At 74.2% G+C, this 22,189-nt stretch carries 10 protein-coding genes and 1 pseudogene; 10 read left to right on the forward strand and 1 reads right to left on the reverse strand.

Features of this window, described 5'->3' with window-relative positions:
• Positions 1–7 precede the first annotated feature (7 nt).
• Positions 8–2,620 (forward strand): ATP-dependent chaperone ClpB, encoded by a 2,613-nt coding sequence (gene clpB, locus QF030_RS22935; RefSeq protein ID WP_307164518.1) that lies wholly within the window; start codon positions 8–10, stop codon positions 2,618–2,620.
• 210 nt (positions 2,621–2,830) lie between these two features.
• On the opposite strand, the gene QF030_RS22940 is transcribed toward clpB, so the two are convergent.
• Complete coding sequence (locus tag QF030_RS22940) at positions 2,831–3,880, reverse strand: helix-turn-helix transcriptional regulator (RefSeq protein ID WP_307164519.1); 1,050 nt, start codon at positions 3,878–3,880, stop codon at positions 2,831–2,833.
• A 364-nt stretch (positions 3,881–4,244) separates the two neighbouring features.
• Between QF030_RS22940 and QF030_RS22945 the strand changes: the two genes are divergently transcribed.
• The 9 genes and pseudogenes from QF030_RS22945 to QF030_RS40610 form a co-directional block, all read left to right on the forward strand.
• Positions 4,245–4,493 (forward strand): acyl carrier protein, encoded by a 249-nt coding sequence (locus tag QF030_RS22945; RefSeq protein ID WP_307164520.1) that lies wholly within the window; start codon positions 4,245–4,247, stop codon positions 4,491–4,493.
• Positions 4,490–7,654 (forward strand): amino acid adenylation domain-containing protein, encoded by a 3,165-nt coding sequence (locus tag QF030_RS22950; protein ID WP_307164521.1) that lies wholly within the window; start codon positions 4,490–4,492, stop codon positions 7,652–7,654. The genes QF030_RS22945 and QF030_RS22950 overlap by 4 nt, the downstream gene beginning before the upstream one ends.
• Positions 7,651–14,358: a non-ribosomal peptide synthetase gene (locus QF030_RS22955; protein ID WP_307164522.1), complete on the forward strand. Its 6,708-nt coding sequence runs from the start codon at positions 7,651–7,653 to the stop codon at positions 14,356–14,358. Before QF030_RS22950 ends, QF030_RS22955 begins: the two co-directional genes overlap by 4 nt.
• Positions 14,359–14,408: 50 nt before the next feature.
• Positions 14,409–18,350, forward strand: coding sequence for a non-ribosomal peptide synthetase (locus QF030_RS22960; protein WP_307164523.1), 3,942 nt, complete (start codon positions 14,409–14,411; stop codon positions 18,348–18,350).
• A 62-nt stretch (positions 18,351–18,412) separates the two neighbouring features.
• Positions 18,413–19,729 carry an MFS transporter gene (locus tag QF030_RS22965; RefSeq protein ID WP_307164524.1) on the forward strand — a complete coding sequence of 439 codons (1,317 nt, stop codon included), beginning with the start codon at positions 18,413–18,415 and terminating at the stop codon, positions 19,727–19,729.
• Positions 19,729–19,944, forward strand: a complete 216-nt coding sequence (locus QF030_RS22970) for an MbtH family protein (RefSeq protein ID WP_307164525.1) — start codon at positions 19,729–19,731, stop codon at positions 19,942–19,944. The genes QF030_RS22965 and QF030_RS22970 overlap by 1 nt, the downstream gene beginning before the upstream one ends.
• Positions 19,945–19,977: 33 nt before the next feature.
• Positions 19,978–21,039 carry a MupA/Atu3671 family FMN-dependent luciferase-like monooxygenase gene (locus QF030_RS22975; RefSeq protein WP_307164526.1) on the forward strand — a complete coding sequence of 354 codons (1,062 nt, stop codon included), beginning with the start codon at positions 19,978–19,980 and terminating at the stop codon, positions 21,037–21,039.
• Positions 21,036–21,602, forward strand: a complete 567-nt coding sequence (locus tag QF030_RS22980) for a flavin reductase family protein (RefSeq protein ID WP_307164527.1) — start codon at positions 21,036–21,038, stop codon at positions 21,600–21,602. Before QF030_RS22975 ends, QF030_RS22980 begins: the two co-directional genes overlap by 4 nt.
• 185 nt (positions 21,603–21,787) lie before the next feature.
• Positions 21,788–22,177, forward strand: a pseudogene (locus QF030_RS40610) (ABC transporter substrate-binding protein); the annotation flags it as partial.
• Between the last annotated feature and the right edge of the window lie 12 nt (positions 22,178–22,189).

Raw genomic sequence — 22,189 nt, forward strand, 5'->3', positions numbered from 1 at the left:
AGCGAACGTGGACGCCGAGCTGACCAACCGGAGCCGGGACGCGATCAACGCGGCCAGCAACAGGGCCGTGTCCCAGGGACACGCCGACCTCATCCCCGCCCATCTGCTGCTCGCGCTGCTCCAGGGCCAGGAGAACGACAACATCGTCGACCTCCTGGCCGCCGTGGACGCGGACCAGGCGGCCGTGCGGGCCGGGGTCGAGAAGGTGCTCGGCGCGCTGCCCAGCGTGACCGGGTCGACCGTCGCGCCCCCGCAGCCCAACCGCGAGCTGCTGGCCGTCATCGCCGACGCGCAGAGCCGGGCCCGCGACCTTGGCGACGAGTACCTGTCGACCGAGCACCTGCTCATCGGCATCGCCGCCAAGGGCGGACAGGCCGGCGAGGTGCTGAGCGGGCAGGGAGCGACCGCGAGGAAGCTCCAGGAGGCCTTCCAGAAGTCCCGCGGCGGGCGCCGGGTGACCAGCGCCGACCCCGAGGGGCAGTACAAGGCCCTGGAGAAGTTCGGGACGGACTTCACCGCCGCCGCCCGCGAGGGCAAGCTCGACCCGGTCATCGGGCGGGACCAGGAGATCCGGCGCGTCGTGCAGGTGCTGTCCCGGCGCACGAAGAACAACCCGGTCCTCATCGGCGAGCCCGGCGTCGGCAAGACCGCCGTCGTCGAGGGGCTCGCCCAGCGGATCGTCAAGGGCGACGTGCCCGAGTCCCTGCGGAACAAGCGGCTCGTCGCGCTCGACCTCGGCGCCATGGTCGCGGGGGCCAAGTACCGGGGCGAGTTCGAGGAACGGCTGAAGACCGTCCTCGCCGAGATCAAGAACTCCGACGGGCAGATCATCACCTTCATCGACGAGCTGCACACGGTCGTCGGCGCGGGCGCGGGCGGCGACTCCGCCATGGACGCCGGCAACATGCTCAAGCCGATGCTCGCGCGCGGTGAACTGCGCATGGTCGGCGCGACGACGCTCGACGAGTACCGGGAGCGGATCGAGAAGGACCCGGCGCTGGAGCGCCGCTTCCAGCAGGTGCTGGTGGCGGAGCCGTCGGTCGAGGACACCATCGCGATCCTGCGCGGGCTCAAGGGCCGCTATGAGGCCCACCACAAGGTCCAGATCGCGGACGCGGCCCTGGTCGCCGCCGCGACCCTCTCCGACCGCTACATCACCTCCCGCTTCCTGCCCGACAAGGCCATCGACCTGGTCGACGAGGCGGCCTCCCGCCTCCGTATGGAGATCGACTCCTCGCCGGTCGAGATCGACGAGCTCCAGCGGTCCGTGGACCGGCTGAAGATGGAGGAGCTGGCGCTCAGCAAGGAGACGGACGCCGCCTCCCGCGAGCGGCTGGACAAGCTGCGCCGTGACCTCGCCGACCGGGAGGAGGAGCTGCGCCTGCTCACCGCCCGCTGGGAGAAGGAGAAGCAGTCCCTCAACCGGGTCGGCGCGCTGAAGGAGAAGCTCGACGACCTGCGCGGCCAGGCCGAGCGCGCCCAGCGGGACGGCGACTTCGACACCGCCAGCAAGCTGCTGTACGGCGAGATCCCGACCCTGGAGCGCGACCTGGAGGCCGCGTCCGAGGCCGAGGAGGAGGCCGCGAAGGACACCATGGTCAAGGAGGAGGTCGGCTCGGACGACATCGCCGACGTCGTCGCCTCCTGGACCGGCATCCCGGCGGGCCGCCTCCTGGAGGGCGAGACGCAGAAGCTGCTGCGCATGGAGGAGGAGCTGGGCCGCCGCCTCATCGGCCAGACGGAGGCGGTGCAGGCGGTCTCCGACGCCGTACGCCGTTCCCGCGCCGGTATCGCCGACCCCGACCGCCCCACCGGTTCGTTCCTCTTCCTCGGCCCGACCGGCGTCGGCAAGACCGAACTGGCCAAGGCCCTCGCCGACTTCCTCTTCGACGACGAGCGGGCCATGATCCGCATCGACATGTCGGAGTACGGCGAGAAGCACAGCGTCGCCCGTCTGGTCGGCGCCCCTCCCGGTTACGTCGGCTACGAGGAGGGCGGCCAGCTCACGGAGGCGGTGCGCAGGCGCCCGTACAGCGTGGTCCTGCTGGACGAGGTGGAGAAGGCGCACCCGGAGGTCTTCGATGTCCTGCTCCAGGTGCTGGACGACGGCCGGCTGACCGACGGCCAGGGCCGCACCGTCGACTTCCGCAACACCATCCTGGTGCTGACGTCGAACCTGGGCAGCCAGTACCTGGTCGACCCGTTGTCCACCGAGGCGGAGAAGAAGGAACAGGTCCTGGAGGTGGTCAGGGCCTCCTTCAAGCCGGAGTTCCTGAACCGGCTCGACGATCTGGTCGTCTTCTCGGCCCTGAACAAGGAGGAGCTGGAGCGGATCGCCCGTCTCCAGATCGACCGCCTGGCCAAGCGGCTCGCCGAACGCCGCCTCACCCTGGAGGTCACCGACGCGGCCCTGGCCTGGCTCGCCGACGAGGGCAACGACCCGGCGTACGGCGCCCGCCCGCTGCGCCGCCTGGTCCAGACGGCCATCGGCGACCGGCTCGCCAAGGAGATCCTGGCCGGCGAGGTCAAGGACGGTGACACGGTCCGGGTGGACACCTTCGGCGAGGGCGAGGGCCTGATCGTGGGCCCGGCGACGGCGAAGCCGGACAAGACGCTCTGACGTGCGGCAGGTCGCGGGCAGGGGCGGTGGGGCGAGAACACCCCACGGCCCCTGCCCCTTCCGTTCCGGGGGCCGTGCCCCCGGACTGCCGCCGCTGCCCGCCCTGGACGGGCCCGGCCCCCACGCGCGCGCCCTCACCCGCCGGACGGGCTGATCCACCGGCCGGGAGAGGAGATGTCCCGATCGGCCGGCGGGATCGGGCCGGCGGGGTCAGGCTTCGTCCTCGAGGCTTCCGGGCAGGCCGCGGGTCGCCGCCAGATAGCCCGCCTGGAAGCGGCTGTCGGCGCCCAGTTCCTGGAAGAGGTCCGCGATGTGCTTGCGGCAGGTGCGCAGCGAGATGCCCAGGCGGCGGGCGATCACCTCGTCCTTGAGGCCCTTGCTCAGCAGCCGCAGGATGCCCTGACGCAGGTCGTCGACGGCGACCGGGGTGTGTTCCGGCTCGCCGAACGGGACGGCGAGGTCCCAGGCCCGGTCGAACGCGTTGACCAGGAACCCGATGGCGGCCGGCGAGCGCACCACTGCCGCGCCGCCGCGGCACTGATGGTGGGGGACGAAGGCGATCCGGCGGTCGAAGACGATCACCCGCCCGAACAGTTCGGTCATCGTCCGCACCTCCGCCCCCGCCAGCGAGACCCGCTCCGCATAGGCCTGCGTGGGCGCGTGTCTGCGGGCCGAGTGCTGGTAGAGCGTGCGCATCCGCACCCCTCTGGTGAGCAGCGCGGTGTCCCGCGCGATCGCCTGCTCCAACTCCTCCGTGGGGCGTCCGCCTCCGGGCTGGCAGCTGATCATCTCGTGCTCGCACTCGGCGCTGGCCTGCTCGATGAGCGTGATCACGTCGCTGAGCCGGTCGACCACTTCGACGACCTCGGTGGCCTCCCGCTCGTCCGCCCGGGTCACGTGGACCGAGGCGAGCGCGTCCAGGGAATCGCGTCGCGTGCTCAGTTCGAAAAGCCGGCGGCGCAGCTGTGATTCGGCGTTGGCCATCCTGGCGGCGGCCAGATGAGGGTGCACGACACGCCATGAAGGGCCGTAATTTCCTAAGCCCTGCAGGTTCACCGAGCCGTGCGCCTGGTCCACCAGATGGAATTCCTCCAGCGCCTTGATCGCCGTGGTCGCCGCGCCCTCGGTGGTGTCCAGTGCCGTCGCTGCCTCTTCCGCGGTGAAAAAAGTCTGAGTCGCTCCCCAGCGATAAAGCCGTATGTGATCCGGCGCCAGCTGCTGGAGAAGCTGAGAAGGGTCGTTTTCCAGGATTTTGTCCAATTGTTCCCCCCTGCAGTTTCCTGTTCGCACCATCATGCGCGCCGGGGTTCCTGGACAGCCATCCGGCGGGATTACAACATCGTGAAACAGGTCTGCCGCGCGGTGGGCCGATCACACGGTGTGGCGAAAACGGGGGTTCTATTCATGGGTAAGTCCAAGTTTGCCGCTTTTCTTCTTCTGGTCGCGGCCGGGCTCACTGTCGGGGCGGAAGCCGTCACCGCGGAGTCGACGGACCGGGCTCCGAGTGTCGCTCTGTCCGAAACAGACGGGGTCGACGTCCCCGCCGCAGCGCCCTTCGGCGACAGCGGCTGGAGCTAGGAACCCGATCTTCCGGTAAAGCCGGCGGAACAACGGAGAAAGCGACATGAAGCAGCTTGACGCCATACCGGCTATCGACGCCGAAAGCATCCGACTGGTCTTCGCCGACGTCCTGGGCGGCGAAATCAGCGACGACTCCTCTTTCCTCGCCCAGGGCGGGGATTCCTTCCACGCCGTGCTCGTCGTCGAACGCATCGAAGAGCTCTGGGAAATCGAGGCCGACTTCACCGCCGTACTGCAGTCGACTCCGGCCGAGCTCGCGGAGGCGCTGCGCGCGGCGCGCCGGCCGTCATGACCCGTCCGCGCACCTCGGTCGCCGTCGGCCCGGGACGTCCCGTCCCGGCCGACGCCACCGCCCACGAGGCGGTACTGCGGCAGGCCGCCCGGTCCCCGCTGGCCACCGCCCTGCGCGGACCGGGCGGTACCCGCCTGACCTACGCCGACCTGGTGGACCGGGCCCGCGCGGTGCGGGACCTCCTGGCGGACGCGGGAGCCGGTCCCCGCACGCTCGTGCCGGTGGTGGCCACGGCCGGCGAGGACTTCGTCGTCGCCGCGCTCGGCACACTGCTGGCGGGCGCCGCCTACGCCGCCGTGGATCCCGCCTGGCCCGCGCGGCGGCTGCAAGGCGTCGTCGAGGACCTCGGCGCGCGCGTCGCGCTCGACGCCACGGGCGACGCGGGACCTCTCCCGGCCGACGTACGGACCCTGCGGCTGCCCGGCCCGGCCGTGCGCTCGGCCCGGCCCGCGGGCGGCGACCGGACGGACGTCGGCGCCGACGACCCCGCCTGCGTCTTCTTCACCTCCGGTTCGACCGGCCGCCCCAAGGGCGTGCTGCTGCCGCACCGGGCCTTCGTCCGCACCTTCGTCGACGGCGGGTACGCCGACCTGGGTCCCGGCACCGTCATGCCGCTGCTCGCGGCGCCCTACTGGGACGCGGGCGCGCTGGAGACGTTCGGGCCGCTGATGAACGGCGGCGCCTGCGTCGTACCGGACGAGCCGCTGATCACCCCGGACGGACTGCGCTCCCTCGTCACCGGGCACGGCGTGAACACGCTGTGGCTCACCAGCTCCCTCGTCAACCTCGTCGTCGACGAGGACCCCGGCGCCTTCACCGGCGTCCGCCACCTGATGTGCGGCGGCGAGCGGCTGTCCCCGGCGCACATCGCCGCCCTCCTCGACCGTCACCCCGGCCTGCGCGTCACCAACGGGTACGGCCCGGTCGAGTCCATGGTCTTCGTCAGCGCCCACGACGTGCGCCCCGCCGACACCGCGGACCCGTCCGGCATTCCCGTCGGCCGCCCGGTCCGCGGCACCGTCCTCGCCGTCCTCGACGCCGCCACCCGGCGGCCCGTCGCCCGCGGTACCGAGGGCGAGCTGTGGGTGGCCGGTGACGGGCTCGCGCTCGGCTACCTCGAGCGACCCGAGGAGGACGCCCGTCGCTTCGCCCACGTCGACGTGCCCGGACGGGGCACCGTGCGGGCCTACGCCACCGGCGACCGCGTCCGCATGGACGACCGGGGCCGGCTCACCTACGTCGGCCGCGCCGACCGCCAGTTCAAGATCCGCGGGTACCGGGTGGAGCCAGGCGAGGTGGAGCGGCGCGTCGCCGCCCTCCCCGGCGTGCGGCACGCGTTCCTCGTCCCGCTGCGCGACGCGCACTCCACCGTCACCGCGACCGTGTGCGCCTACGCGAGCGAGGACGGTGCGCCGCTGCCGGAAGACGGCCTGCGGCAGGCAGCCGCGGCAGTCCTGCCGGCGTATCTGCGCCCCGAACGCTTCCTGCACCTGCACCCCGTGCCGTTGGGACCCACCGGGAAGGCGGACCTGCGGGCCGTGGAGGCCCGGGTGGCGGAGCGGATCGCACAGGCGGGCCGGGCCGCACCGGACGACGTCGCCGCCGGGCCCGCCCTGCGCGAGGTGCGTGCCGTCCTCGCGCGAACCGGCCTTCCCCCCGAAGCGGATCTGCTGGAAGCCGGCGCCACCTCGCTGCACGTGCTGCGGATCGCCGCCCGGCTCTCCCGGCTGCTCGGGGTACGGCTGTCGGCCCGTGACGTGTACGACCACCCGAGCGCGGCGGCGCTGGAGGCGCTCGCGGCGGACCGCCGGGCCGGGCAGGCCGGGCACGCCGGGCAGGCGGAGGCCGGCGATCTCCCGGCCGCCCCGTCCTCCGCGCTCTCCGCGGGTGAGCGCCGGTTCTGGCTGGCCTCGCGGCTGGTGCCCGACGCCCCCGGGCACATCGCCGTCAGCCGTGTCTCGGTCACCGGCCCCCTGGACGCCGACCGCCTGCGGGACGCCCTGACGGCGACCGCCGCCGCGCACCCCGCGCTGCGGACCACGTTCCCCCGCGAGGGCGCCCGTCCGCGCCGGGCGGTGGCGGACCTTCCGGCATCACCGCCGCTGCTCACCGCGCCCGCCCCCGCGCCCGACTGGGACCGCACCCCGGTCCCCACCCCCGCCGAGCACGCCCTGACCCGCGAACTGACGGGTCTGGTGCGGGACGTGGGTACGGGCCCGCTGCTCGCCGCGGGCGTACTGAGCGCCGGACCCGAGCGGCACCTGATCCTCCTCGCGGTGCACCACATCGTCTACGACGGCCGCTCCGAGGACGTCCTGGTGGCCGACCTCGCCGCCGCCTACGAGGGCCGCACCCCGGCCCCGGCCCCCGCCCCGCCGGCCGGCGGGGAGCGCCTCGGCGCCCAGGAGGCGCGGCAGTTCTGGCGCGGGCGGCTCGACGGGCTGACCGCGCCCGGCTGGCCCGGCGGCGTCGCGCTCGGGACGCGCGAGCTGTGGACGCGTCCCCTGGTCGCCCACCGCCTCGACCTGGGCGCCGACCTGACGTCCGCGCTGCGCGCGTCGGCCGTCCGGGACCGGCACCCGGTGCTCGTGCCGCTGCTCGCCGCCTGGTGGCGGGCGCTGGCCAAGATCACCGGGCGGAGCGATCTCGCGCTCGGCACCATCGTGGAGGACCGCGCGCCCGCGTACGAGCGCACGGTCGGCTACTTCGCCAACGGCCTGCCCGTGCGCGTCGCCGCCGACCCGGCCCTGCCCGCCCCTGCGCTGCTCGCGCTGGTCCGGGAACGGCTCCTGGAGGTCCTCGCGCACACCGCGCTCGGCACCGACGAGATCGCCGCGCTCGCACCCCGCCCGCCCGGCGGCCGCACCCCGCTCTACCAGAACCTGCTGGTCCTGCAACGCGTGGCCACCCCGGCCCGGGCGGCCGCCCTGCGCCTCACCCCGCTGCCGGCGCCGGCCCTCGGCCCCCAGACCGAGCTGTGTTGCGAGCTCTGGGACGACGGCCGCAGCTTCACCGGCGCCCTCACCGCCCCCGAGGGCCTGCTGGACCCGGCGACCCTCGCCGAGACGGCCGCACTGTTCACCACGGGCCTCACCGACCTCATCGAGGGACCCACCGTCCCCACCCGGTCCCTCCGACGCGCACCCGAGGATCACACATGACCGACCATGCCGCCCCGCTCTCCTGGACCCAGGAACGGATCTGGTTCGAGGAGCAGTTGCGTCCGGGGGACGTGGCGTACCACATGCCGGTGACCCTGCGGGTGCGCGGGCCGCTCGACCTGGAGGCGCTGGGAGACGCCGTGGGCGCCCTGGTGGCCCGGCACGACGCGCTCCGCACGGTCTTCACGACCGTCGACGGGACGCCCCGTCAGCGCGTCCTCGCCGAGGCGGCGGTACCCGTCCGCACGCAGGACGTACGGGCACTCGCCGACCCGGAGGGGGCGGCGCGGGCCGCCGTACGGCGGGCCGCACGGGAGCCGTTCGACCTGGCGCACGGGCCGCTGCTGCGGGTGCTCGCCGTGCGGTACGCCGACGACGCGCACCTGCTGACGGTGACGGCCCATCATCTCGTCGCGGACGGTCACTCGTTCGCGATCCTCTTCCGCGAGCTGTCCCGGCTGTACGCCGACGCCGACGCGGCGCTGAAGCCGTTGCGCCGGGGTTTCGCCGAGGCCGTGGCGGCCGAGCGCGCCGAGCTGGGCGAGGAGGCCGCGGACGAGCTGGTGGCATGGTGGCGTGGGCACCTCGACGGCGTGCCGCGGGTGCTGGACCTGCCCGCCGACCGGCCCCGGCCCGCCGTACGCGGCCACCGTGGTGAGAGCCGTCGGCTCGAGGTGGACGCGGCGGCCGGGCAGGCCGTGCGCGCGCTGGCCCGCGCCCACGAAGCGACGCCGTTCATGGCGCTGCTCGCCGCCTTCGGCGTGGTGCTGGCCCGGCAGACCGGGCAGGAGCGGATGGTCGTCGGCACACCGGCGTCCACCCGGGGCGCGGGCAGCCGCGACCTCGTGGGCTGCTTCCTCAACACGCTGCCGGTGAAGGTGGACGCGGCCGGCGACCCGACGTTCGCCGAGCTGCTCGGCCGGGTCCGCCGCGACGCTCTGGAGGCCTTCGCCCGGCAGCGGGTGCCGTTCGGGCGGCTGGTCGCCGACCTCGCCCCGGAGCGTGACCTGTCCCGGGGCCGACTCGTGCAGGTCTTTTTCAACATGCTGCCGCCCGCCGTGACGCCCGAGCTGCCCGGTTGCACGGTGGAGCAGCTGCCGTTCGGGGACATCGACAACAAGTTCGACCTCACGCTGTACGTGGGCGCCGGTGCCGGCGGCGGCTTCACGCTGGAGGCGGTGTACGACGCGGGCCTGTACGACGGCGCGCGCGTCGACGACCTGCTGCACCAGCTGCGCGCGGTCCTCGCCCAGGCGGCGGCCGACCCCGCCCGCCCGGTCGGCGGCTTCGACCTGGCCACCGACCGCGCGGCCGCCCTGCGTCCCGACCTCACCGCCGTCCTCGACCCCACGGCACCCGAGCCGCTCACCGACCGCCTTGCCCGGCACGCCGCGACCACCCCGGACGCGCCCGCGCTGGTCACCGGCGCGCGCGTCTGGACGTACGCCGAGGTCGACCGCGTCACCGGCCGCCTGGCCCGGCTGCTGCACGCGCGCGGCATCCGGCCCGGTGACGTGCTCGCGCTGCACGCCGAGCGCGACCCGGCGGTGGTCCTCGGTGTCCTGGCCGCCGTGAAGGCGGGCGCGGTCTTCTCGGTGCTGGACGCGCGGTACCCCGAGGAGGTCCTGCGCACCCGCGCCGGGACACTGGCCCCGCGGGCCTGGATCAGCTGCGCCCCCGGTCGCCCGCTGCCCGGCTTCGTCACCGGTCCCGCCTTGCGCATCGAACCCGGCGAGGCGCTGGAGCGGGCCCTGGCCGGCCTGCCCGACGGCGCCCCCGTCTCGGTGGAGCCCGACGACCCCGCCTACGTGGCCTTCACCTCCGGCACCACCGGCCGGCCCCGCCGCGTCGTCGGCACGCACCGCCCGCTCACCCACTTCCTCGACTGGTACACCCGCCGCTTCGGCCTCGGCCCCGCCGACCGCTTCGCCACCCTCTCCGGCCTGGGCCACGACCCGTTCCTGCGGGACGTCCTGGCCCCCCTGTGGGCGGGCGCGGCGGCGGTCTTCCCCGACACGGACGTACGGGACACCGCGGCCGTCGCGAGCTGGCTCGCCACCGCGGCCCCGACGGTCGCCCACCTGACCCCGGCCCTGGCGCGTGCGCTGGCGGACCGGACGGGTGGCCCGCAGCGGGCCGCTGCGGACGGGACGCCCGACGCGCAGAACCCGGCGAGCACGGCCGCCCCGTCCCACCGGACCGCCCCGTCCCACCGGACCGACCCGGCCCACCGGACCGACCCGGCTTACCGGACCGCCCCGGCTCACCGGACCGAGCGGCCCGGTGCGGCCGAGCGGCCCGGACCGCCCGAGCGGCCCGGTGTGGCCGACGGGGGCGGGGAGGCTCCTCGGGCTCATGCCGTCGTCCCTACCGCCCCTACCGCTCCCATCGCATCCAGCGCTTCTGGCGCTCCTACCGCTCCCACCGCCGCTACGGGTCCCGCCGTCTACCCCGCCCTGCGTCTCGTCGGCTTCGGCGGTGACGCCCTGAGCGGCCGCACCCTGCGCACCTGGGCCCGCCTCGCCCCCCACGCCGACCTCCTCAACCTGTACGGCGCCACCGAGACCCCGCAGGCGGTCTCCGTGCACCTCGCCCACCGCGCGGACACGCCCGCCGACGCGGTGCCCGCAGGTCCGGTCCCGCTCGGGCCCGGCATCGACGGCGTCCAGCTCCTCGTCCTCGTGGGAGACCGCCCCGCCGGTCTCGGAGAGATCGGCGAACTGGTCGTCAGGACGCCGTATCTGGCGTCGTACGCGGAGGAGGGCGAGGGCACCGGCTACCGGTCCGACCCCTTCTCCGGGCGGCCCGGTGACCGCGTCTACCGGACCGGTGACCAGGCCCGGCTGCGGCCCGACGGGCTCGTCGACTACCTCGGGCGGGGCGACCGGCAGACCAAGGTGCGCGGTTTCCGGGTGGAGCCCGCCGAGACCGAGGCCGTGCTCGACGGGCTGGACGGCGTGCGGGAGAGCGCCGTGCTGGCCGTCCCGGACGGGGACGGCGACCACCGCCTCGTCGCGTTCCTCGCCACCGGCGGCCGGTCCGCCCCCGACCTCACGGCGGTCCGCGCCGCACTGGCCCGCCGGCTCCCCGACCACCTCGTACCGTCCGCCTACGTCGTCGTCGACGCCCTCCCGCTGACCGCGAACCGCAAGCTGGACCGCGCCGCCCTGCTGGCCCTCGAACACCGGGCGGAGGCCGCGACCGGGGCGTACGCCGCCCCGCGCGGGCCCGTGCAGGAGCGGCTCGCGGCGCAGTGGCGCGAGCTGCTGCGGCGCGAACGCGTCGGCGCCACCGACGACTTCTTCGCGCTCGGCGGCCACTCGCTGCTGCTGACCCGGCTGCTGGCCCGTGTCCGGCGTGATTTCCCCGGCCCGGCGGCCGAACGCCTCACCCTCCAGGACCTCTTCGCCCGACCGACCGTCGCCGCGCTCGCCGAGCTGCTGACCGACGCCGTCCCGGCTGCGGACGCGCCCCGCACGGACATCCCGCGCACCGACCCCGCCGAGCCCGCCCCCCTGTCCTGGACGCAGGAACGGCTCTGGCTGGAGGAGCAGTTGCGGCCCGGCGACGCGGCCTACAACATGCCCGTCGTGCTGCGGCTGCGCGGCCCGCTGGACCTGTCGGCGCTGCAACGGGCCGTGGACACGGTCGTGGCCCGGCACGCCGTGCTGCGGACCGTCTTCGAGACCGCGCAGGACGGCACCCCGCGTCAGCGGGCCGTCGACGGCGCCAGGGTCCTGATACGCGTCGCCGACCTGTCGGACCGTCCGGACCCGTGGACGGCGGCCGTCGCCGCGGCCATGGACAGCGTCAAGGAACCCTTCGACCCGGCCCGCGGCCCGCTGCTGCGCGTCGTGCTGCTGCGGATCGCCGACGGCGACCACGTCCTCGCGCTCACCGTGCACCACATCGTCTTCGACGGCTGGTCCTTCGGCGTGCTGCTGCGCGAGCTGTCCGCCGCCTACGAGGGCCGGGAACTCCCGTGGCCCGCGCTCCAGTTCGCCGACGTGGCCCGCTGGGAGCGCGCCGAGCTCGACGGGCCCGCGCTGGACGCACTGGTCCACTGGTGGCGCGGACACCTGGACGGTGTGCCCCGCGTGCTGGAGCTGCCCACCGACCGGCCCCGCCCGGCGGTGAGCGCCCACCGGGGCGCGCGCCGCCGGCTGACCGTCGACGCGGCCACCGCCACCGCTCTGCGCGAGCTGGCCCGCGAGCACGGCTCGACGCTGTTCATGACCCTGCTGTCGGCGTACGGCGTCGTCCTGTCCCGCTGGAGCGGCCAGGAGCGGCTGCTGATCGGCACCCCGGTCGCCGACCGGTCGCGCGCCGAGTTCGAGGACTTGCCGGGCTGCTTTCTCAACACCCTGCCCCTCCGTGTCGACCTGCACGGCGAACCGGCCTTCGGTGAACTGCTCGGCCGGGTCCGCGACAGCTCCCTGGAGGCCTTCGCCCACCAGCGCGTCCCCTTCGGACGGCTGGTGACCGGGCTCGCCCCGGAGCGCGACCTGTCCCGCAGCCCGCTCGTGCAGGTGCTGTTCGCGCTGCAGAACGTCGAGCTGGGCACCCTCGACGTGCCGGGTGTGGACAGCGAGTACGTCGACGTGTCCGCCGCCAACAGCCAGTTCGACCTGAACCTGCGGATGATCGACACCGGGCGCGAGCTGGTGGGCTGGCTCGACCACGACGTGGAGCTGTTCGACGCGGCCACCGTGGAGCGGTTCGTCGAGCACTTCACCAACGTGTTGACGGCCGTCGCCGCCGACCCCGCCGCCGTCGTCCCCCTCGTCGACCCGCTCGGCGCCGACGAGCGCGCCCGGCTCCTCGACGCCTGGAACGACACGCGCGTCGACTGGCCCGACGGCGACACCCTGACCGGCCTGCTCACCGAGGCGGCCGGCCGGCACGCCGACGCGGTCGCCGTCCGCTTCGCCGGCCGCGAGCTGACGTACGCCGAGCTGCACCGGCGCGCGGCCCGGCTCGCGCACCGGCTGCGCGGCCTGGGCGTCGGACCGGACACGGTCGTCGGCGTCCACCTGGAACGCTCCCTGGAGCTGATGGTGGCCCTGCTCGCCGTGCTGAAGGCGGGCGGTGCCTATCTGCCGCTGGACACCGGATACCCGCGGGAGCGGCTGGCGTTCATGCTCGCCGACGCCCGGGTGCCGGTGCTGCTCGCGCACCCCGGCGGCGGGGAGGAGTTCGCCGCCGACGGGCTCACCGTCGTCACCGTCGACGAGCGGGCCGGGGACGGCTTCCCCGACACCGCGCCCGAACCCGGTGCCGGCCCGGACCACCTGGCGTACGTCATCTACACCTCCGGCTCCACCGGCCGCCCCAAGGGCGTGCAGGTACCGCAGCGGGGCATCGTCAACCGGCTGCGCTGGATGCAGGACGCGTACGGGCTGACCGGCGCGGACACCGTGCTCCAGAAGACGCCGATCAGCTTCGACGTGTCGGTGTGGGAGCTGTTCTGGCCGCTGCTGACCGGCGCCCGCATCGTCCTGGCCGAGCCCGGCGGGCACCGCGACCCCGGGCACATCGCCGACCTGGTGCGCGACGAGGGGGTGACCGTCTGCCACTTCGTGCCGCCGATGCTGGACACGTTCCTCGCCGCGGGCCGCACCGCCGACTGCGGGGCGCTGCGCCTGGTGGTGTGCAGTGGCGAGGCCCTCCCCGCCGACCTGGCGCGCCGCTTCCACCGCGCGCTGCCCGAGGCCGCCCTGGAGAACCTGTACGGCCCCACCGAGGCGTCCGTCGACGTCACCCGCTGGTCGTGCCGCCCGGACTGGACCGGCCCGGCGCTGCCCATCGGCGCGCCGATCGCCAACACCCGCGCCTACGTCCTCGACAGCCTCTTGCGGCCCGCCCCGATCGGCGTGCCCGGCGAGCTGTACCTGGGCGGCGTACAGCTGGCCCGTGGCTACGGCGGTCGGCCCGGCCTCACCGCGGACCGCTTCGTGCCCGACCCGTTCGGGCCGTCCGGCGCCCGTCTGTACCGCACCGGTGACGTGGCCCGCTGGCACGCCGAGGGCCACATCGAGTACCTCGGGCGTGCCGACCACCAGGTCAAGGTGCGCGGATTCCGCATCGAACCCGGCGAGATCGAGGCCGAGTTGCTCGCCCTGGACGGGGTGGGCCAGGCGGTGGTCGTGGTCCGCGAGGACCGGCCGGGCGACCGCCGGATCGTCGCCTACCTGACGCCCGCCCCGGCAGCCGGGCGCGGCGCGAGCGGCGTCCTGTCCGTCGGCGGTCTCCGCTCCGCCCTCGCCGAGCGGCTCCCCGAGCACATGGTGCCCAGCGCCTTCGTGATCCTCGACGTGCTGCCGCTGAGCCCCAACGGCAAGGTCGACCGCAAGGCGCTGCCCGCGCCCGACCGCACCGGTGGCACCACGGCACCGTTCACCGCCCCGGCCACCGCCGAGGAGGAGTTGCTGGCCGGGCTGTGGCAGCGGGTCCTGGGACTGGAGCGGGTCGGTACCCGGGACGACTTCTTCGAGATCGGCGGCGACTCGATGCACGCCGTGCGGATCGTGGGCCTGGCACGTGACGCCGGGCGCGAGATCCCGCTCCAGCAGCTGTTCACCAGCCGGACCGTCGAGGTCCTCGCCCGGTGGCTGGCCGACCGCACCGACAGCGGGCCCGCGCGGCAGGAGGTCACCGCCTTCGGCCTGCTGTCCCCGGAGGACCTCGCCCGCCTCAGGTCCTGACCGAGTCCGCGCCCGCCACCTCGACGCCCCACGCACCCGGAGGAACAACCGTGCCGTCCCACGACGACATCACCGACGCCTATCCGCTGACCCTGCTCCAGTCCGGCATGCTCTTCCACAGCTATGCCGACGGCGACACCCCCACCTACCACGACATCTCCGCCATCCGGCTGTCCGGGCGCTTCGACGAGGACGCCCTGCGCGCCACCCTCGCCGGCGTGATCGAGCGCTCCGACATCCTGCGCAGCTCCTTCGACCTCACCCGCTTCAGCAAGCCGATGCAGCTGGTGCACGCCTCGGTGCAGACCCCGCTGACCGTCGAGGACCTGCGCGGCCTGGACGACGGCGAGCAGCGGCGGCGGGTGGCGGAGTGGACCGAACGGGAGAAGGCGACACCGTTCGCGCCGACCCGGGCTCCGCTGCTCACCCTGCACGTCCACGTCTTCGCCGACGACGACTTCCAGCTCAATCTGAGCTTCCACCACGCGATCCTGGACGGCTGGAGCCTGTCCCTGGTCACCTCCCAGCTGATCACCGGCTACGACGCCCGGCTCGCCGGCCGCCCCGACCCGGCGACCGCCCCGGTCACCCGGTTCCGCGACTACCTGGCGCTGGAACAGGAGGCGCTGGCCAGCGAGGAGTCCGCCGCGTACTGGGCGGACGTCCTCGAGAACACCTCGTTCACCGGCCTGCCCCGCCGCGAGGACCCGGCGCTCGCCTCCGTCCGCGAGGCGCGCGTCCACGAGGTGCCGCTGCCCGAGGGGCTCGGGGAGAAGCTGCGGGCGGTCGCCGCCGAGGCCCGCGTGCCGGTGAAGTCGGTGATGTTCGCGTCCCACGCGCGCGTGCTGTCGCTGCTGTCGGGCCGGCGCCGCGTCGTCACCGGGCTGGTCGGCAACGGCCGCCCCGAGACCGCCGACGGAGACCAGGTCGTCGGCCTGTTCCTGAACACCCTCCCGCTCGTCGTCGACGTCTCCGCCACCAGCTGGCTGGAACTGGCCCGCAGGGTCCACGCCGCCGAGAACGGCGCCCTGCCGCACCGCCGCTACCCGATGGCGCAGATGCTCCAGGACCTGCGCCGCCCCCAGTTCTTCGAGACGGTCGTCGACCACCGCAGCTTCCGCAGCTACGACATGGCGCTCGACCACCTCGCCGTCACCGGCGGCGACTTCTTCGAGCAGACCAACTTTCCCTTCACCGCCAACTTCGGCACCGACCCGGTCACCGGCGAGGTCCGGCTGCGGATCAACTACGACGCCGCCCGGTTCACCGACGCCTGGATCACCGTCGTCGGCGGCCACTACGCGGACGCGCTCGCCGCCCTCGTCGCCGACCCGCACGCCGCCGTGCACGCCACCGCGCTGCTCGCCCCGGCCGACCTCGACCGGCTGTTCACCCGGTGGAACGACACCCGGGCCGACTGGGACCTCGACCGCACCCTGCCCGAGCTGCTCGCCGAGCGCACCGCCAAGCACCCCGACCGCACCGCCGTCCGCTTCGGCGACACCGCCCTCACCTACGGCGAGTTCAACGCCTGGGCCAACCGTCTCGCCCATGAGCTGCGCGATCTCGGCGTCGGGCCGGACACCCTGGTCGGTGTCCACCTGGAGCGTTCCGTCGAGCTGATCGTCGCCCTGACCGCCGTGCTGAAGGCGGGCGGCGCGTACGTGCCGTTGGACCCCGGATACCCGCGCGAGCGCCTGGAGTACATGCTCGACGACGCGCGCGTGCCGGTGCTGCTGAACGGCAGCGGGCTGACCGCGCCCGCCGCCCCCGAGGGCACGACCGTCATCGAGGTGAACCGGTCGGTCGCCGCCGGCCGGCCCGACGCCGACCCGCTGCCCACGGCGGGCCCCGAGCACCTGGCGTACACGATCTACACCTCGGGCTCCACCGGTCGCCCCAAGGGTGTGCAGATCCCGCACCGGGCGCTGCTCAACCTGCTGCGCTCCTTCGGCCGCGACCTCGAACTCACCGAGGACGACCGGCTGCTGGCGGTCACCTCGCTCTCCTTCGACATCGCGGGCCTGGAGGTGTACCTGCCGCTGCTGACCGGCGCCGAGCTGATCGTCGCGCCCGACATCGCGGTCGACGGGCCCCGTTTGAAGGAGGCCGTCGAGCGGTCCGGCGCGAGCGTCATCCAGGCCACGCCGTCCAGCTGGCGGCTGCTGGTCGAGGCCGGACTCGGCGCGGACGAACGGCTGCGGGTGGTCTCCGGCGGCGAGGCGCTGCCCGAGGACCTCGCGCGGGAGCTCACCGCCCGCTTCCCGGTGGTGTGGAACGCGTACGGCCCCACCGAGACCACCATCTGGTCCTGCCTGGACCGGGTCCTGCCCGGCGAGCCCGTCACCCTGGGCCGCCCCATCGCCCGCACCCGCGTGTACGTGCTCGACGAGGCGTTCGCGCCGGTCCCCGAGGGCGTGCCCGGCGACCTGTACATCGCCGGCGACGGCCTGGCCCGCGGTTACTCCGGCCGCGGCGACCTGACCGCCGACCGCTTCGTGCCCGACCCGTACGCCGGTGGGGCGGGCGCCCGGATGTACCGCACCGGTGACGTGGCCCGGTGGCTGCCCGACGGCCGGCTGGAGTTCCTGGGCCGCTCCGACCACCAGGTGAAGGTGCGCGGCTTCCGTATCGAACTCGGCGAGATCGAGAGCGTGCTGTCCCGCCACCCCGAGGTGGGCAGGGTCGTCGTCGTGGCGCGCAGGGACCAGCCGGGCGACGCCCGGCTCGCCGCCTACCTCACCCCGGAGGCCGGCGCCGCGCCCGCCGCGGCCGACCTGCGGGCCCTGGCCGCAGGGGCGCTGCCCGAGTACATGGTGCCCAGCGCCTTCGTCGTCCTCGACGCCTTCCCGCTCACCCCGAACGGCAAGGTCGACCGGCTCGCGCTGCCCGCCCCCGGCCGCGAGGAGACCACCGCGGGTGCGTTCGTCGCGCCGCGCACCCCCACCGAGGAGGCGCTCGCCACGATCTGGCAGGACGTTCTCGGCGTCGGGAAGGTCGGCGTCACCGACGCCTTCCTGGAGCTGGGCGGCAACTCCATCTCCGCGCTGCGGGTCATCATGCGGCTGCCCGAGATCACCGACGTGGAAGTGCCCGTCGCCGCGCTCTTCGAGGGCGGCACCATCGAGCGGCTCGCCGCGATCGTCAGCGGCGAGCGGCAGCAGGCCGCCTCCACTCTCGTCCCGTTGCGTTCGACCGGGACCGAGGCGCCGTTCTTCCTGGTCCACCCGCTGGGCGGCAGTGTCTTCTGCTACAGCGAACTCGTCGACGTCCTCGATCCGGACCGTCCGCTGTACGCCTTCCAGGCTCCCGAGTACGCGGGCCCCGACGTGCCCCGTCCGGACAGCGTCGAGGAGATCGCCGCGCTCTACCTGTCCGAGGTCCGCGCCGTCCAGCCCGAGGGCCCCTACCACCTGGGCGGCTGGTGCATGGGCGGCATGGTCTCCTACGAGATGGCCCGTCAGCTGGAGGCCGCGGGCGAGGAGGTCGCCATGCTGACGATCATCAGCGCCAGCATCGACGACCCGGTCCCGCCGCGCTACGCCACCAGCGAGTCCGCCGCCATCCTCGGCGCCTTCGCCGGACGCATCGACGTCACCGAGGCCGAGCTGGAGGCCCTCGACCCCGAGGCCCGCCTCGAACACGTCGTCCGGCTCACCCAGGGCACCGGTCACGAGCGGGCCGACGCCCGCTCGGTGGAGGACCTGCGCCGCCTGGTGCGGCTCTACACCCGGCACGCCCGTGCCCTGCTCACCTACCGGGACACCCCGCGCGAACCGCTGCGCGGCGACGCGGTGCTGATCCGCGCCGAGACCGAGCTGTTCGAGGGCTGGCACATGGGCTGGCAGCCGCGCGTCGGCGGCACCCTCCTGATCGACGAGTCGCCCGGCAACCACTTCAGCATGCTCGAGCAGCCCAACGTGCCCGAGGTCGCGCGCCGTCTGGAGGACGCGGCCGCCGGTCGCCCGCGCGGTGTCGTCGCCGAGTCCTGACGCCCTTTCCCCCCACCCCCGTAGGACGCCCCCAGCGGGGCCATCCCAGTAGGAGCACTTCCATGACGGACGCCACCACGGGCGCCGCCGCAGTCGAGGAGGCGGGCGCCCAGCCCGCCGCCGGCGTGTGGCGCAACGCCGACTTCACCAAGCTGTGGACCGGGCAGACCGCCTCCCTGTTCGCGGCCCAGGTGAGCGAACTCGCCCTGCCGCTGGTCGCGGTGCTGGCCCTGGCCGCCACCTCCGAGCAGGTCGGCCTGCTCACCTCGGTGGTCAAACTGCCCTACCTGCTCGTCTCGTTGTTCGCGGGCGTGCTCGTGGACCGGGTCCGGCGCAGGAACATCCTGATCGTCACCGACCTCGGCCGCGCCCTCGTGCTGTCCGTCGTACCCGTTCTGTACTGGACCGACCGGCTCGGCATCAGCTGGCTGTACGTCCTCGGCTTCTTCGCCGGTTGCGGCAGTGTGCTGTTCGACGTGGCCGGGCAGGCCTATCTGCCGCAGATCGTGGGGCGCGACCAGCTCACCCGCGGCAACTCCGCGCTCGGCGCCAGCCAGTCCGCGGCCACCATCGGCGGGCCGGCGCTCGGCGGTGTGCTGGTGCAGTGGCTGACCGCGCCGGTCGCGGTGCTGGCCGGAGCGGCGTCCTACCTGGTGTCCGCGCTCACCATCGCCGGCATCCGGCACAAGGAGGACCGGCTCGAACAGGCGCGGGGCGCCACGCCCGCGGGGACGCTGCGCGAGGTGTGGGCGGGCCTGAAGTTCGTGTTCGGCAACGAGCCGCTGCGCGCCATGACCGTGATGGCGTCGATCTTCAACCTGTCGTTCACCGCGCTGGAGGTCGCCTTCCTCCAGTTCATGCCGCGCACCCTCGGTCTGTCGGCCGGTGAGATCGGCCTCGTCATGGCCGCGCTCGGCCCCGGCTTCCTGGTCGGCGCGGCCTTCGCGGGCCGGCTCCCCCAGAAGTTCGGCTACGGCCGCACCATGCTGACCACCGCCTCCGTCGCCAACCTGGTGATGCTCGGCCTCGCCACCGTGCACGGCTCCGGCGTCGTCGCCGTCGGCACCCTGATGCTGATCAACTTCCTCTTCGCCTCGTTCGGCGTCGCCAACAACGTCACCGTCCTCAGCATCCGCCAGACCCTCACCCCGGACACCCTCCAGGGCCGCGTCGCCGCCACCAACCGCTTCGTCGCCATGGGCATCGCCCCGCTGGGCGCCCTCGTCGGCGGCTTCCTCGGCGGCTCCGTCGGCCTGCGCACGACGGTCCTGGTCACCGCGATCGGACTGTCGTCGGCGCTGGTCCCGCTGGCCCTGTCCTCGCTGGCCCGGATCAGGTACGAACTCCCGCCCCAGATCCAGATCAAGGAAGAAGCCTGATGTCCCAGCCGCACGACACACACCCGACCCACGACGCCTCCGCCGAGCCGCCGCACACCGTGGTCGTCAACCACGAGGAGCAGTACTCGGTGTGGCCCGCCCTGCTGCCTCTCCCCGAGGGCTGGCGCGCCACCGGCTTCACCGGCGCCCGCGCCGCGTGCCTGGAGCACATCGAGACCGTCTGGACCGACCTGCGCCCGCTCAGCCTGCGCTGACCGACGCCGACGACCTGTCAGAGAGGCCCTGCGATGGACTTCAGTCTCTTCTACTTCGCCGACGGCAGTGTGGACGGCAGCGGCGGCGGCCGCTACGACCTGCTGCTGGACGGCGCCAAGTTCGCCGACACGCACGGCTTCACCGCCGTGTGGACCCCCGAGCGGCACTTCCACCCCTTCGGCGGGCTCTACCCGAACCCGTCGGTGACCGGCGCCGCCGTCGCCACCGTCACCGAGCGGGTCGGCATCCGCGCGGGCAGCGTGGTCGCCCCGCTGCACCACCCGGTGCGCATCGCCGAGGAGTGGTCGGTCGTCGACAACCTCTCCGGCGGCCGGGTCGGGCTGTCGCTGGCGTCCGGCTGGAACGCGGTCGACTTCGCGCTGCGTCCCGAGGGCTACGCGGGCCGCAAGACCGCCGTCATCGAGGCGGTGGAGCAGGTGCGCGCGCTGTGGCGGGGTGAGCCGCTGACCGTCACCGACGGCGCCGGCAACCCGGCCGAGGTGCGGATCTTCCCGCCGCCCGTCCAGCCCGAGCTGCCGGTCTGGGTGACCAGCGCGGGCGGCCCGGAGACCTTCCGGGCGGCGGGCGCGGCCGGCGCAGGCGTGCTGACCCACCTGCTGGGCCAGGACTTCGACCAGCTCACCGAGAAGATCACCCTGTACCGCAAGGCGCTCGCCGACCGTCCAGGACACGACGGCCGGCCCGGCCATGTGGCGCTGATGCTGCACACGTACCTGGGCGAGGACCCGGACCGGGTGAAGGAGACGGTCCGCGAGCCGTTCACCACGTATCTGAAGAGCTCCTTCGGCCTCATCGCCCGCTCCGCCGGAAGCATCCTGTCCGGCTTCGACCCGGACAAGCTGCGCGAGTCCGACATCGACTTCCTGGTCCGCCGCTCGTTCGACACGTACTACACGACCAGCGGTCTGTTCGGGACGGTGGAGCAGGCGGCGGCCGTGGTGGAGCGGGCCCGTGCGGCGGGCGTCGACGAGCTGGCCTGCCTGATCGACTTCGGGGTGGGCCACGGCGAGGTGCTCGCGGGCCTGGAGCACCTGAACGCGCTGCGTGTGGCCTCGGCGGGGGCCGCCCGGTGACAGCCGCCGCGGCGACAGCGGACCGCACGGCGCTCTTCCGGCGGGCGGCGGGCCGCTTCCCGACCGGGGTGACCGTGGTGACCACCCTCGCCGACGGCGAGCCGTACGGCATGACGGCCAACGCCTTCATGACGCTCTCCCTCGACCCACTGCTGGTCGCCGTCGGCATCGGGCACCGCGCCCGGGCGCACGGACACGTCCTGCGCTCGGGCCGGTTCGCGGTGACCGTCCTCGCCGACCACCAGGAGCCGACCGCCCGCCGTTTCGCCGACCCGGCCCGTCCGGTCGGCGAGGCGGCCTTCACGGCCGACCCCTGGACGAAGGGCCCGGCCTCCGGCTGCCCCGTCCTCAGCGACGGCGCGGCCTGGTTCGACTGCGCGGTCCGGGCCGCTCATCCGGTCGGCGACCACACCCTGGTCGTCGGCCGCGTCGAGACCTTCGGCCTGCTCGACACCGCCCGCCCGCTGCTGTTCGTGAACAGCGACTTCGCAGTACCGGGCCCGGCCCCGACCCTCGGAGCACACCCCCCGTCCCGCCCCGCATCCCTCGGAGCACGCTCATGAGTACGACGACATCCATCGCCTGGGACCCGCGCGACAGTGCGGGTCCGGCCCGGCCGGTGCCGGGGGCGGTGCGCGGCGGGACGCTGCGCATCCTGCGCGACGGCGACTACGACCACCTTGATCCCCAGCGCATCCAGACCCTCCAGGCCACCGCGCTCGGCCACCTCCTCTTCCGGACGCTGACGATGTTCGCCGAGGACGGCGAGGGCGGCTGGCGGCTGGTCGGCGACCTCGCCGAGAACCCCGGGCGGGACGTCGACGGCGACGGCCGGACCTGGGAGTTCACCCTGAAGCAGGGCCTGCGTTTCGAGGACGGCCGTGAGATCACCGCCGCGGACGTCGCCCACGGCATCGCCCGCTCCTTCGAGGAGAGCCTCGCCGGCGGCCCCCACCACCTCCAGGACTGGCTGCACGGCAACGGCCCCTACGCGGGCCCCTTCACCGACGGCGCCGAGCAGGTCCCGGGCCTGGAGGTGCGCGACGCCCGCGTCCTGGTCCTCCGTTTCCCCGAGCCGCGCCCCGACCTGCCGTTCGCCGCCGCCCTGGTGACGACCGTGCCCGTCCCGGCGGACGCCGACACCGGCGAG

The organism is Streptomyces rishiriensis, from assembly GCF_030815485.1.
Classification (GTDB): Bacteria; Actinomycetota; Actinomycetes; order Streptomycetales; family Streptomycetaceae; genus Streptomyces; species Streptomyces rishiriensis_A.

What these genes read in the sequence shown, in the direction of transcription:
- QF030_RS22970 (WP_307164525.1), top strand. Translation starts at nt 19,729, where the DNA reads ATGTCCCAGCCGCACGACACACACCCGACCCACGACGCCTCCGCCGAG.
- QF030_RS22950 (WP_307164521.1), top strand. Translation starts at nt 4,490, where the DNA reads ATGACCCGTCCGCGCACCTCGGTCGCCGTCGGCCCGGGACGTCCCGTC.
- QF030_RS22975 (WP_307164526.1), top strand. Translation starts at nt 19,978, where the DNA reads ATGGACTTCAGTCTCTTCTACTTCGCCGACGGCAGTGTGGACGGCAGC.
- QF030_RS22955 (WP_307164522.1), top strand. Translation starts at nt 7,651, where the DNA reads ATGACCGACCATGCCGCCCCGCTCTCCTGGACCCAGGAACGGATCTGG.
- QF030_RS22965 (WP_307164524.1), top strand. Translation starts at nt 18,413, where the DNA reads ATGACGGACGCCACCACGGGCGCCGCCGCAGTCGAGGAGGCGGGCGCC.
- QF030_RS22945 (WP_307164520.1), top strand. Translation starts at nt 4,245, where the DNA reads ATGAAGCAGCTTGACGCCATACCGGCTATCGACGCCGAAAGCATCCGA.